Source organism: Candidatus Dependentiae bacterium (assembly GCA_035445995.1).
Classification (GTDB): Bacteria; Babelota; Babeliae; order Babelales; family Vermiphilaceae; genus DAOMRS01.
Genome location: DAOMRS010000001.1, coordinates 169,182 through 182,208 on the forward strand (window position 1 = coordinate 169,182; position 13,027 = coordinate 182,208).

Below are 13,027 nucleotides of genomic sequence, written 5' to 3' on the forward strand. Positions count from 1 at the left end.
TATGGATCTGCTAAGTTGAATAACAAAAGGATCCAAATTACACATGTTGGGAAAGTAATGAATAAAAGTACGCAAACCAAATTTATTGTGGTTACCGGTGGTGTTATTTCTGGTGTAGGCAAGGGAGTTACCACAGCTTCTCTAGGTAAAATTTTAAAAGAGCATGGCTATAAAACTACCTTGATCAAAGTAGATCCTTACATTAATTATGATGCAGGTACGCTCAGGCCTACCGAACATGGTGAAGTCTGGGTAACGGCAGATGGTGGAGAAATCGACCAAGATTTGGGAACGTATGAACGATTTATTAATGAAGATATTTCACGTAAAAATAACATTACTACCGGCCAAATATACCAAGCAGTTCTCGATCGTGAACGCAAGGGCGAATATCTTGGTCAAACGGTTCAATTTATTCCTCATATTATTGATGAAGTAATTTATCGTATCAAACAAGCAGCGCAAGGGCATGAGATTGCGATTATAGAAATCGGGGGTACGGTAGGTGATTATGAAAATGTACCATTTTTGTTTGCACTCAAAACACTACAACGTGAGTTGGGACAAGATAGTATGGCGCATATTTTGGTTACGTATTTGCCGGTACCACACCATATTGGTGAAATGAAGACAAAGCCGACACAGCAAGCTATACGATTGCTTGGTCAGGAAGGAATATTGCCCGATTTTATTATTTGTCGTTCGGAATATCCGATTGATGATGTGCGTAGAAAAAAAATTGAAATATTCTCTCATGTCGCTTCAGAAAATATTATTGCCGCATGTGATATTGAAACAGTGTATCAACAGCCGCTGGACTTAGAAGAGCAGCAACTTGGTGAAAAAGTTCTGAAAACATTGGGATTAACAAGTAAAAATAAACCTAATTGGTCTAGTTGGAAAGAGCGTGTTACATGTCTGCGTACGCCCAAACGACGAGTTGCCGTAGCGGTAGTTGGTAAATACTTGGATGTTGGTGCGTATAGTTTGACAGATAGTTATATAAGTATTTGTCATGCATTAATGCATGCAGGCGCAGAACTTAATGCTACTGTTGATATCACATGGATTGATGCAAAGCGTTATGAGCAGGAACCACATACGATAGAACAATTATCACATTTTGATGGTGTCATAATACCCGGTGGTTTTGGTAATACGGGTGTTGAAGGAAAGATTTCAGCAATTAAATATGTGCGTGAGAACAATATACCGTATGTGGGATTGTGTTACGGATTACAACTTGCTGTCATTGAATTTGCGCGTAACGTATGTGGATTACATGGTGCACATACCACTGAAGTAAATAAATCAACTCCGTATCCGGTGATAGATTTGCTGCCTATGCAACAACAATACCTCAATGATCATTATTATGGAGGTACTATGCGTTTAGGGGAATATGAAGCCCTAGTCAAAAGTGGTACGCGTATTTTTGAATTATATGAGAAAGCTGGTCGGCTTGAGCACAATAACAATGGTTTTTTTGTACGTGAGCGTCATCGGCATCGCTACGAAGTAAATCCAACATATGTTTCTGAGCTTGAAGAAAAAGGTATGTTATTTTCTGGTTATTATCGACGAGAAGATAGTACGGTGTTAATGGAATTCATAGAGTTACCAGGACATCCGTTTTTTATTGCTACCCAAGCTCATCCAGAATTTACGAGTCGATTTACGAATCCAAACCCGATATTTAAAGAATTTGTGGTTGCATGCCAGCAGCACGCTATAATGCGTTCCAAACAAGATATGCAAATACATACGGAACAATTACCAAGTTCTAACTATACGGAATTGCAAATATAATGGTAATAAAGTTATTTTTGCGACAAATATCCTATAGTATTATTGTGTACGATTTTTAATCCTACTGCTTGATATTCAAGTATTTTAGTTGGTCGTGCAACCCAATTGACGATATGTTTTTGGCGAAATATAATGCCCGTGTCACATGCAGATAAATAGTGATATATCTTATCATGTGGCACTGTAGCAATATGATACGAATGTTCTGGAAGTTGGTACTCGTGTATAAGTTTTTTAAATTGCTGTATATCTTGTGTTAGAATTAACAAAAACTTATTTTTATCTTGTGCATATTTATGCCTAAAAAATTCGAGAACTTCTTGTGGGCATTGCCATGGTTTTATTGAACCATTATAACAATACACATGCATATCTTGCATGATATTCAATTGCTGCCGTACTGCTGTGCGCCACAGTGTTTTTTGTGCAGGTACAACTAGTGGTGGAATATCATGCTGTGCAATGGTAATACGTGCAGTAGGTGTGTGATATGCTTGCACAAGGTGTTCTTTGAGCGCAGGGCTAACGGCTTCAATAGTTATATTGTTGTGCTTTTGCATGGCAGTATTATATACAAATTGTTCTACAGTATGTAACAGCCTTACTTTATAATGGTGCCATGTATATAACCATGTGTTTTTAGGAACTTTACGGTCATACATGTATTCTTCTGCAGCAAGACCGCGAGCTTGGATACGTATGTTTTTACATGCATTTTTTTGCATAGCATGTAAAGCAATGAATCCGGCAAGTGGCCCACGAATTTTAAGTTCGTAGGCAGGAAATTTTTTGAGAAAATATCGCAGTTGCCAGATTGCAAGCCATAAACTCATGGTGTTTATAAGAGGGAATTTTTTAAGTATGTGTAGTTGAATGGCATGGTGAGCAAGTTTATTGTTGATAGACAACAGTTTTGTTGCAGATTCTTGTTCAAAAGAAACAAGATATAGTGGCTGATCTTGATAGAGTTGGCTATGTGCAATGAGCGGTTGTAATACTTGACCGTCAAAGACGGAATTGTACAAACCATCGTAGATAATTACAATGAGTGGTGCTTGCATATACTAGTCCTTTGTATACAAAAAAAGGACGGATTTTATTCCGTCCCTTTAATATTCAAGTTATAATCTATTGTTTTTATGCAAGCTTTTTACCTTGCACTTTTACAAAGAAAGATTTGATGATGTCTAGTAATGATTTAGGATTTGTATCTTCAGATTTTTCTAGAGCTTCTTTGAGTATGAATGCACCAATTACCACACCTGCAAGCTTATCCATTTCTTTAATTGATCTGCCTGCAAAGCTTAAAGTACTGCCTAAAACTCCATATGCTTTTTGATTAGGTGACCAACTGATTTTATTATCACCAACTTTAATTTTCAATGAACCGTCACGGTCAGTTGCACCAATTAAACCATCCATGATACAGTTATATACGTTTTCCCAGTATTCTTTACCTAAAATTTCATCTACTTGAGCTAATTTTTTAAGATCATAATTTGGGGTTTTGTGATCACGGGTCATAGCGATGAATGAACCGATGATTAAAGCGATTAAGGTAGCTTTGTTTGCCGAAGGAACACATGTTGATGCTGCTTGAGCCGGCATGCTACTCAAGATGAGGCCACTCAATATGATGCCAGAAAGCGTACTTTTTTTGATTACTGTGTTCATGGATAAATCTCCCGATTAAAAAAAATGGTTAAACTCACGTTTTACTATTTCAATGAGAACTTAAATGCTTTCTAAATTATATAGTTGGTAGTCTATCATGCAAATTATGTTTCTACAACATCCGATTAGAACCAGACGTAACTGATCAATGCAACAATAAATGCTAGAAATACAGGTAGCTTAACTGACTTAAAGTTCCACATTTTATAGGCAATATTGCAGAAGGTAAGGGCAATAATAATTGGGTAGCCAATGTATACAATTGGTCCAGCAGTCAGTTTGAGTACCTGGCCAAGGCCAATGGTAGAAAGTGGTATACATGCAAGCAGTACGATCATTAATGCATGAACATAATCTATTGAGTTTTTGAAAATTACCTGGTGTGTATATTCAGCGGCTACGGCACTCAATGCTATTGATGTAGAAAGACATGCCATAAGTACTGCAGTACCTATAAGTAATGCCCCATAATTGCCAAGTATGCCAAAAGAAATCTCACGGAATAGTTCACCGGCATTGATATGCAATAAGCCATGGCCATGATATGCCCCGAGCATGCTCATGCCAATGTAAACAAGGCCTAATAATGATACACCAATGATACCAGATTGCAGGCCGACTCGCACTAAAGTACCTACACTATGCCCGGTACCAATAGTTTGCTTCAAAATAGTTAATACGATAGCAGCAAAAAATATAGCACCCAACAAGTCTAATGTTTCATATCCGCGTACTGCATTTGTTTTGAAAATTTGCCATGCAGTGTTAGTAGTCGGGACAATATTTTCTGCGGTAAAGAAACCGGAAACAATAATTATAATGAGTGAGAGCAAAAGAAGCGGGCTAATGTACTTACCCAATATGTTTACAATCTGATTTTCTCTGTATGTTGCTAAGAATGTAGTACCTAAAAATAATAAGGCAAAAATGAAAGATGTAAGCGGTGTTATGGTTTGTAAAAATGTCGGCAAAAAAGGTGCAATCATAGTGTGAGATAGAGTTGTAATACGTGGAATTGCCAATATTGGTCCAATAATCATTATTGATGCAAATAAGAGTACGTGGCCAATAGGTTTGCCCAATCGCAAGTAAAATGACTGATAGTCACCATCAAAAAGTAACATAGCAATGAGCCCAATTACCGGTAAGCATACTGCCGTAATCAGGAAGCCAAATATCCCAAAAGCGGTTAAATTTCCTGATTCAACACCAACTTGTAGTGGATATATTAAGTTTCCTGCACCAAATAGCATTGAAAATATAGCCAAGCCAGTAGCAACAATGTGTTCTATACGTATAGTTTTCATGTATATTCCTGTAGATAAAAGAGTATTAAAAATTAAAAAGAGTAGAAGTTTAACACATGCTCATAATATTGGCTAATCGCATGGCCAGGAGAGTAGAGCGTATAATAACGTATGTAATGTAAGATTGGGTAGCGTTAAGAAGATAAGATGTATTTCTTATGGGTGCGTAGGAATACGTACTCATAGAGCGATCCTTAAAATAAAAATGAATGATATTATAGATGGTTTTACTATAACATGTATGGTTTGTATTGGCAAAAAAACATTGGGGAAAATAGGCTACAGATGGCATATATTACATGTATAGCTAGCTGATTATTGCTGTGGATCGTATGGGACGCATACCTGTATCTTTTTCATAATAAAAATGATAAGACAAGTGAAGGTAAATGGATATTGATAACCGGATAACTATATAAAGGATATCTATGATAAATTTGACCAGTTCTGCATTTAAAGATGGCGGACTAATTCCAGCGCAATATACTTGTGACGGTGCTAATGAATGTATTCCATTACGTTGGCATGGTATTCCTGATGCTACAAAAAGCATTGCTATCATATGTGATGATCCAGATGCTCCAGCAGGTACCTGGGTTCATTGGGTGGCATTTAACATAATACCTAGTACGACATCGTTAGAATCGGATATGGATGTTGAGGCGGCAGGTGGGGTGGTTGGTACCAATAGTTGGGGAAAACAAGCATGGGGCGGGCCATGCCCGCCCAGTGGTGAACATCGTTATTTCTTCAAAATATACGCATTGGATAAAGTATTATCTTTGAGGGCTTCTTCTGACAAAAAAGAGGTAGAAGATGCTATGCAAGGTCATATTATAGCAGAAGGACGTTTGATGGGACGTTATGCAAGACATTCTCAATAATGTCCTTGATAGCATTTTTTACCTATAGTCTACAAAGGAAATACATGAAAATACTACACTGCGTACTAGTATTTGGTTTGTTCGTTGCGGTGTTTGCGCATGCAGAAAAACAATATATACACAAAAGGAATAGTTTAATGGAGTATATAAAGACGTTTGAAGATATTACTATGAAGGATTTACCATTGGTTGGTGGTAAAAATGCTTCATTGGGAGAAATGATCTCACAATTGATGCCTCAGGGTATTTTGGTCCCGACGGGTTTTGCAGTTACGGCACAAGCATATCGATATTTTCTTGATTACAATAAGCTTCGTGAACCTATGCAGAAGTTAATGGACAAGTTTGATGCAGCACCAGAAGATGATCTTAAAGTTTTGGATGAAGTTGGCGGCGCAATTCGTGCATTAATAGAAGGTGGAGATATACCATCTGATTTGCAAGAAGAAATTTTACAGGCATATCGCAATCTTTCCGAGCGCTATGGGGTAGTTGATTGTGATGTGGCAGTTCGTTCGTCTGCGACCGCGGAAGATTTGCCTGACGCATCATTTGCGGGTCAGCAGGAGACCTATTTAAACATTCGTGGCGATAAAGAACTGCTCCATGCATATAAACGGTGTCTCGCGTCATTGTTTACTAATCGAGCGATTGTCTATCGGCGCACCAAAGGGTTCGATCATTTTGAGGTAGCACTTTCTGTTGGGGTGCAAAAAATGATTCGTTCTGATTTAGCTAGCTCTGGCGTAGCATTTTCAATCGACACAGAAAGTGGTTTTAAGGATGTAGTGATTATCAATTCGTCATATGGGTTGGGAGAGACCATTGTGCAGGGCTTGGTTACGCCAGATGAATTTGTGGTGTTCAAGCCAACATTGGAGCAGGGTTTTGCGCCAATTATTAAAAAGCAGCTGGGTGATAAGAAAGTGAAAATGATTTACACAAAGCATGCCGATAAACCAGTTGAGCTAGTGGATACTACAATAGAAGAACTACATGATTTTTCACTTTCAGATGAAGAGGTTCTAGTATTAGCACGTGCAGTCAATACGGTTGAAAAATATTACTCGCAGGTGCGTGGTACATGGACTCCTATGGATGTTGAATGGGCAAAAGATGGAGATGATGGCAAAATATATATTATTCAAGCACGTCCGGAAACTATTCATGGTAAACAAAACGATCATAATGTGGTAACACAATTTACTATAGAAAATGGTTCTCCTGAACAATTGGCTACATCTGTGCTTGTGACGGGCCAGAGTATTGGGCAACGCATAGCGCACGGTGTAGTGCGTGTGATTAAAGATGTATCGGGAATTCATCAAGTACAAAAAGGCGATATTATTGTAACTGATATGACTGATCCTGATTGGGTACCAGCAATGAAAAAATCAGCAGGTATTATTACTAACCGTGGCGGTCGTACATGCCATGCTGCAATTGTAAGTCGTGAATTAAATATTCCGGCTATTGTTGGTGCAGAAGGTGCTACGCGTATACTTAAAGATGGTCAAGAGATAACGTTAGATTGTAGCCGAGGGTCAATAGGATATGTCTATGATGGTAAGGTGCCATTTAAAACTACACGTATCGAACTTGATACGATACCGCAATTGCCTGTTCATGTGATGGTTAACTTGGCAGATCCAGATAGTGCGTTTGCCGTATCTGCTTTGCCAGTAGCGGGGGTAGGGCTTATGCGTTTGGAATTTATTATTCCAAATGCTATAAAAGTTCATCCAATGGCATTGATTCATCCAGAGCGTGTGACTGATAAAAAAATACGTGAAGAAATAGATGATATTACTAAGTCATATGCAAATAAACCAGCGTTTTTTGTTGATAAGTTGGCAGAAAGTATAGGTAAAATTGCGGCCGCATTCTATCCACGACCGGTAATTGTACGTACTTCAGATTTCAAGAGTAATGAATACCGCGGGCTTGTGGGAGGAACTTACTTTGAACCGGTTGAAGAAAACCCTATGATAGGATTTCGTGGTGCATCACGTTATTACAATGAGCGATATAAAGAAGCATTTGCGCTCGAATGTGCCGCACTCAAAAAAGTGCGAGAAGAAATGGGACTGACAAACGTAAAAGTGATGATACCATTTGTGCGGACGCTAGAAGAGGCAGATAAAGTGCTTGCTGAAATGGATAAAAATGGTTTGATTCGTGGGCAAAATGGGCTTGAAGTCATCATGATGTGTGAAATTCCATCAAACGTGTTATTAGTTGATGATTTTAGTAAGCGATTTGATGGATTTTCTATTGGTTCCAATGATTTGACGCAGATGACACTTGGTGTTGATCGTGATTCAGAAATTCTTGCTGCTTCTTTTGATGAACGTGATCCAGCAGCAAAAAAAATGATGCAACTGGCAGTAGAAGGTGCCAAAAGAAATAAAAAATATATTGGCATTTGTGGTCAAGGACCATCCGATCATCCGGAAATAGCAACATTTTTAATGGAGCAAGGCATTGATTCTTTATCATTAAATCCTGATACCGTATTGCCATTTTTAATGCGGTATAATAAGAAATAAAATGAGCAACAAAAAAGGCGCCTAATTCCAGGCGCCTTTTTTATAATCCAAGTTTATCTAATAATGTGCTTGCAATGCGACATGTTGTATGACCCGGTTGGGCAGGATTTGCGGAGTCAAGTAAAATTATGCGTGGTTTTTCTTCACCAGTACGTTTGATAACAGACAATAATATCCAGTGGCCACCAGTATTACAAATGAAGTGTCCAACTTTATTTTCTACCCAAATCGATTGTACAAATGAGTCAATTTCTTCATCTACATGTTGTGCAAGTCCTGCCGGTACAAATCCAGTATTTTTATCATGTTTGATAAAATATAAATAATGTAAATTTAAGCTTTGTCCATAACGTAATAAAATTTCACTAACTTCTCCGGTGACTTGGGCTGGAACAAGATGCACATAATTACGTGCTTCAGCTTGAATATTTGCTGCAGTTAGTTCTTTCCCTTGTTCTACCAATATTTGTATTGCTTTGGCATTTATCGCAGCATAATGACCACATTGATTTGCGCCTTGTGGTAATGATGGCAAATAGATTAAGTTACGATTCTGTAAAGCTGCAGGTGTTGTAGCTTGTATAGGGCGTAATCGTGACGCTGGTGTGTTTTGACGGCGATTGGCTCTCGGTGTATTGCGTGGTTGGCGTACTTGACGATGAGCAACCGGTGTTTTACGTGCTGAATTATTATTACGTGCGTTTGGAGCAGGAGAAGGTTGAGATGCTTCTTGGGCCAGCTGGTGAGCTAGTTCTGCATCTTGTTGTTCTTGCGTATATGTATGTACTCGTTCCCGTTCTTCTAGTGCTTCAATTTCAGCTAGGTTATGAGCGAATTCTTCATCTTCATCCAATTGCCAGTTTTGTTTTTCTTGTCTGTATGTGGCAAGGCTGGCTGCTAGAGCCGCTTGAAGCGCACGATCTTCTGTTATGCCTTGTAAATCATTTTTATCCATGCTTATGCACGGCATGATCATGGTTATGCTAGAAAGTATAATGAGTAGTTTTTTCATAGATAGGCCCTCCATTTAAACCTACCATTATTTTAACATATTACCTGAGGAGAGCCAAAAGGGGTGGTATGTACCCTGAAAATCAGGAGTTAGTTGTTTTTACCGATTTTATACTGTTGTATCAGGTTTAACACTACCTTTTGAACGGCAGGATTAATATCTTGCTGACTTGGGTCAGTACTATGAATTTGTTCTAGCGTAGCTATATCATTACCATCTTTGCCAATAACCTGCCACTTGCGAGGCATGTGGTAATGTTGACATTGCAGACAGAGGCCGGCTGTTTTGAGTGTTTTGTGCTGGTAGCAGGGGCAATTACACTGCACATAATGGAAACTCTTAGTATCATATTTTTTTTGCAGGTGCCAGCTATTGTCCATACAGCCAACAGCACCAAAGAGCTTGTTTGATATTATCCAGGCAATGAAAATAATTATAATAAGGCGTTTTATCATGCTTCATCCTTTTTTTCATCAGATTGTTTATTGGATTTTGGAGTTTCAACTTTTTGTTCAGTTTTTCGATTGTATTTGCTTGTTTCTACTTCTATTTTGTTATTTTTTTTACTAAAAAAAGGGGGTGAATCTGCTTGCATGCGTCCAATGCATGTTGGGCAGCCTTGAATGCCTATGTTAAAAAGCATAATAAGCATAAAAAATAGATTTGATTTCTTCATAAACCACTCCTTGTTATTCACCATTGAGTATATCAATATGAATTTTCTAATTGCAATAATTAAATAAATTATATGCGTATAAAAAGGATTGATTGATGTTGGTTGTTTATTTATATCAGGATATATTATAGATCGCCAGCCAGCGCATCAAGTAAATTAGTTTCGAATAATTTTTGAATTTTTTTGCCGTATTCTGGATGTTGTAATCCAATGCCAATATTAGCTTTTAAAAAACCCATAGGGGTGCCGGTGTCATATCGTTGGCCTTGTAATTTGTATGCTAATACCTTTTCACCGTTATTGAGCATGTGGGCAATAGCATCAGTCAGTTGTAGCTCACCTTCTGCGTAAGGCGCAATAGCGTCCAGCGCATCGAACAGTTTGTGTGAAAGTACATAGCGGCCGACTACCGCAAGATTAGATGGTGCATTTTGTGCAGATGGTTTTTCTATCAAGTTATTTATGTGGAAGAGATTCGGTGTAATTTGTTTTTTGACCCCAATAATACCGTATGCAGATACTTTATCTGCAGGAACTTCTTGTACGGCTATTACACTAGCTTTTTCTTGACGTGCTATGTGCATTAACTGTCCTAATCCAGGTTCTTTGCTGTGGATAATATCATCGGGTAGCATGACGCCAAAATACTCTTTGCCTATGGAATAACGGGTCATTAAAACTGCATGTCCAAGTCCAAGTGGGTCAGATTGTCTGATATAGGTAAAATGTACCTTACGCATTATAGTTTCTACATCAGCAATAAGTTTTTCTTTGCCGCGTTCTTTCAGAAGTGTATTTAGCTCACAACATGCATCAAAGTGATTGGCAATTGCTATTTTATTTTTGCTTGTGACCATCAAAAATTGAGATATGCCTGATTGAATACCTTCTTCAACGATGTATTGAATTGCAGGTTTATTCAAAATAGGGACCATTTCTTTGGGGATGGCTTTTGTGGCAGGCAAGAATCTAGTACCGAGTCCAGCAGCAGGAATAATAATTTTTGTAATTTCCATGGTAGTTCCTTTTTATTTACTGCTGTATTTAACTAAAATTGATTAAGAAAAGCAAGATCGCTACTATGAAATAAGCGAATGTCATTAATGCCGTATTTAATCATGGCAATGCGTTCAATACCAAAACCGAATGCAAACCCGCTGTATTTTTCGGGATCAATATTACTTGCGCGTAGTACATTTGGGTGTACAATACCAGCACCTAATAATTCAATCCATGTTGTATGTTTGCATACTGAGCACCCTGTACTACAAAAAGGGCAGGAGGCATCAATTTCTAGTCCCGGTTCTACAAAAGGGAAGTATCCAGGTCGTACACGAATTTTTAGATCATCTTTTTCAAAAATATGTTTTAAAAAAGTTTGTGCAGTTGCAAGTAAATGTGCAATTGATACATCTTTGTCTATGAATAGTCCTTCACCCTGAGTAAACATAAAATCATGCGAGGCATCAGTAGCCTCATTGCGATAGACGCGGCCTGGTGCAAATATAGCCAGTGGGGCACCTTGCGCTTCCATGGTATGCGCTTGAACTGATGAAGTGTGTGTGCGTAATAGTTTGCCCGGTGTGTTGAGCCAAAATGTATCGTGTGCATCACGAGCAGGATGATCAGTTGGGATATTGAGTGTTTCAAAATTATAATAATCAGTTTCTACTTCTGGGCCATCAACAATCGCATATCCCATGGCGGTAAAAATATCTTCCAGTTGATTAATAATTTGTGTATAAATATGCGTAGTGCCACGTAAAGGGTTATATTTGTATGCAGTGACATCAAAATATTTTTGCTTATTGCGTGCAATAGTTTGAACAGCAGCAGTAAGCTCATGTTTTTTTGCTTCAAATGTTTCTTGTATAAACTGTTTCAGTTGATTGAGCTGTGGCCCAATTTCTTTTTTTTCATCAAGACTTAACGTTTTGAGGTTGGCCATGAGGTCAGTCAATTGGCCATTGCGGCCCAAGAAGGCGATGCGAACTTGTTCGAGCTCGGCCTCTTGTTTAACCTTATTGATTTGCTCTAGAAAGGCTTTTTTTACCTGTTTAATTTGATCAGATAAGTGTGCCATAAAATCCCCAAAAATATGCTGTTATACGGCTCGTGTCAACTCATATTACCAAAGGGGCAGCAGGTTGGCAATCTGAGCTGAGTATAAAAAATTTCTAAATACGGCAAAAAAATGGTATCTTAATATTGACAAATAGGTCTGAATACGTACACTTAATTACGTCTTTATAGTATCTTATTTTAAGATGTCTTCTCTGTAATATAAATTTGTGTGCCGGGGTAGCTCAGTGGTAGAGCGTAGGTCTGAAGAACCTTGCGTCGTTGGTTCGATTCCGACTCCCGGCACCATTTGTTTTTGCATGAAATCAGATCAACCAGCTTTTCCTATTTTCAAAATGCTCAAAACATTATTCTTCGGTTCTTTTTTTCTCAAATATTTTTATCAAAATTAGGGCTTGCACTTGTCCACTAAATTAAAGTAGGATGAACACATCATACCTAATTATTGTGTTGAAAAAAGCTCATAAAATAGAGAAAAATCGAGAGGTGTTCATGAAGCATGTCCAGTCAAACTATAATATTGCGTGGTTTAAACTTGCCGAGTGTGTTTCGCGAGGAGAGAAAGAGCGCGCATTAGGTGTCTATAGATTGCTATCACATTCAATCGGTGATGCGGCATTTGTATTGCAGCTTGAAGGTGATTTATTATTAGCGTTTGATGATAAAGAACAGGCAATAGAAAAATATCGTACTGCAATACAAACGTATCAGCAAGATAATCGATGGCTTGAAGCAGCAGGTGTATATGAGCATATCATTAGCATAGAACCGCATAAATACGAGCACCACATTAATATATTATATCCATACGATCAATTGAAAATTCAAAAAAAGATACATGCACATATTGAGCGGGCTATGGATTTGCTTAGTAAAGAATGTAATGATTTGCTATTACAGCAGGGTTTGGCACAAATTCAAGCATTGAATGACGCATATTATCAATATGCTTACGCTTACCTCAAAAATAGTTGAACAATAATGCAAACGAAAGGAGTTGCTCATGCATATGTTTAATAGGTAGGTATAGATCA

The 13,027-nt window shown here is 38.1% G+C and carries 12 protein-coding genes and 1 tRNA gene; 5 read left to right on the forward strand and 8 right to left on the reverse strand.

Going from position 1 to position 13,027, the window contains the following annotated elements:
- Window positions 1–57 precede the first annotated feature (57 nt).
- Entirely contained in the window at window positions 58–1,809 is a 1,752-nt protein-coding gene (locus PK943_00885; GenBank protein ID HRN77771.1) for a CTP synthase, read from the forward strand.
- Window positions 1,810–1,820: 11 nt separating this feature from the next.
- Here the strand turns inward: PK943_00885 and PK943_00890 are convergent, their stop codons facing one another.
- From PK943_00890 to PK943_00900, 3 genes are all read right to left on the reverse strand, one after another.
- On the reverse strand, window positions 1,821–2,870 hold the full coding sequence (locus PK943_00890) for a hypothetical protein (protein ID HRN77772.1): 1,050 nt from the start codon (window positions 2,868–2,870) through the stop codon (window positions 1,821–1,823).
- A gap of 76 nt (window positions 2,871–2,946) precedes the next feature.
- Window positions 2,947–3,483 carry a hypothetical protein gene (locus tag PK943_00895; GenBank protein ID HRN77773.1) on the reverse strand — a complete coding sequence of 179 codons (537 nt, stop codon included), beginning with the start codon at window positions 3,481–3,483 and terminating at the stop codon, window positions 2,947–2,949.
- A gap of 125 nt (window positions 3,484–3,608) precedes the next feature.
- Window positions 3,609–4,790, reverse strand: coding sequence for a branched-chain amino acid transport system II carrier protein (locus tag PK943_00900; protein ID HRN77774.1), 1,182 nt, complete (start codon window positions 4,788–4,790; stop codon window positions 3,609–3,611).
- Between the two features lie 428 nt (window positions 4,791–5,218).
- On the opposite strand from PK943_00900, the gene PK943_00905 reads away from it, so the two are divergent.
- Both PK943_00905 and ppsA read left to right on the forward strand, forming a co-directional pair.
- Window positions 5,219–5,674 (forward strand): YbhB/YbcL family Raf kinase inhibitor-like protein, encoded by a 456-nt coding sequence (locus tag PK943_00905; GenBank protein HRN77775.1) that lies wholly within the window; start codon window positions 5,219–5,221, stop codon window positions 5,672–5,674.
- A gap of 44 nt (window positions 5,675–5,718) precedes the next feature.
- Complete coding sequence (gene ppsA / locus PK943_00910) at window positions 5,719–8,223, forward strand: phosphoenolpyruvate synthase (protein HRN77776.1); 2,505 nt, start codon at window positions 5,719–5,721, stop codon at window positions 8,221–8,223.
- 40 nt (window positions 8,224–8,263) lie between these two features.
- Here ppsA and PK943_00915 read toward each other — a convergent pair whose 3' ends face one another.
- The 5 genes from PK943_00915 to pheS all read right to left on the reverse strand — a co-directional run bounded on the left by PK943_00915 (window position 8,264) and on the right by pheS (window position 11,994).
- A complete protein-coding gene (locus tag PK943_00915) occupies window positions 8,264–9,235 on the reverse strand; it encodes a hypothetical protein (protein HRN77777.1) in 972 nt (323 codons plus the stop codon).
- 89 nt (window positions 9,236–9,324) lie between these two features.
- On the reverse strand, window positions 9,325–9,690 hold the full coding sequence (locus PK943_00920; GenBank protein HRN77778.1) for a hypothetical protein: 366 nt from the start codon (window positions 9,688–9,690) through the stop codon (window positions 9,325–9,327).
- Window positions 9,687–9,911: a hypothetical protein gene (locus PK943_00925; GenBank protein ID HRN77779.1), complete on the reverse strand. Its 225-nt coding sequence runs from the start codon at window positions 9,909–9,911 to the stop codon at window positions 9,687–9,689. Before PK943_00925 ends, PK943_00920 begins: the two co-directional genes overlap by 4 nt.
- Before the next feature lie 125 nt (window positions 9,912–10,036).
- Window positions 10,037–10,927 carry a UTP--glucose-1-phosphate uridylyltransferase GalU gene (gene galU / locus PK943_00930; GenBank protein HRN77780.1) on the reverse strand — a complete coding sequence of 297 codons (891 nt, stop codon included), beginning with the start codon at window positions 10,925–10,927 and terminating at the stop codon, window positions 10,037–10,039.
- A 32-nt stretch (window positions 10,928–10,959) separates the two neighbouring features.
- Window positions 10,960–11,994, reverse strand: coding sequence for a phenylalanine--tRNA ligase subunit alpha (gene pheS, locus PK943_00935; protein HRN77781.1), 1,035 nt, complete (start codon window positions 11,992–11,994; stop codon window positions 10,960–10,962).
- A 212-nt stretch (window positions 11,995–12,206) separates the two neighbouring features.
- Between pheS and PK943_00940 the strand changes: the two genes are divergently transcribed.
- A tRNA-Phe gene (locus PK943_00940) sits at window positions 12,207–12,281 on the forward strand.
- A gap of 204 nt (window positions 12,282–12,485) precedes the next feature.
- A complete protein-coding gene (locus tag PK943_00945; protein HRN77782.1) occupies window positions 12,486–12,968 on the forward strand; it encodes a hypothetical protein in 483 nt (160 codons plus the stop codon).
- Window positions 12,969–13,027 lie beyond the last annotated feature (59 nt).

Excerpts from the sequence above, each read along its gene's own strand:
- PK943_00885 (HRN77771.1), top strand. The coding sequence starts at position 58 with ATGAATAAAAGTACGCAAACCAAATTTATTGTGGTTACCGGTGGTGTT.
- PK943_00890 (HRN77772.1), bottom strand. The coding sequence starts at position 2,870 with ATGCAAGCACCACTCATTGTAATTATCTACGATGGTTTGTACAATTCC.
- PK943_00895 (HRN77773.1), bottom strand. The coding sequence starts at position 3,483 with ATGAACACAGTAATCAAAAAAAGTACGCTTTCTGGCATCATATTGAGT.
- PK943_00900 (HRN77774.1), bottom strand. The coding sequence starts at position 4,790 with ATGAAAACTATACGTATAGAACACATTGTTGCTACTGGCTTGGCTATA.
- PK943_00905 (HRN77775.1), top strand. The coding sequence starts at position 5,219 with ATGATAAATTTGACCAGTTCTGCATTTAAAGATGGCGGACTAATTCCA.
- ppsA (HRN77776.1), top strand. The coding sequence starts at position 5,719 with ATGAAAATACTACACTGCGTACTAGTATTTGGTTTGTTCGTTGCGGTG.
- PK943_00915 (HRN77777.1), bottom strand. The coding sequence starts at position 9,235 with ATGAAAAAACTACTCATTATACTTTCTAGCATAACCATGATCATGCCG.
- PK943_00920 (HRN77778.1), bottom strand. The coding sequence starts at position 9,690 with ATGATAAAACGCCTTATTATAATTATTTTCATTGCCTGGATAATATCA.
- PK943_00925 (HRN77779.1), bottom strand. The coding sequence starts at position 9,911 with ATGAAGAAATCAAATCTATTTTTTATGCTTATTATGCTTTTTAACATA.
- galU (HRN77780.1), bottom strand. The coding sequence starts at position 10,927 with ATGGAAATTACAAAAATTATTATTCCTGCTGCTGGACTCGGTACTAGA.
- pheS (HRN77781.1), bottom strand. The coding sequence starts at position 11,994 with ATGGCACACTTATCTGATCAAATTAAACAGGTAAAAAAAGCCTTTCTA.
- PK943_00945 (HRN77782.1), top strand. The coding sequence starts at position 12,486 with ATGAAGCATGTCCAGTCAAACTATAATATTGCGTGGTTTAAACTTGCC.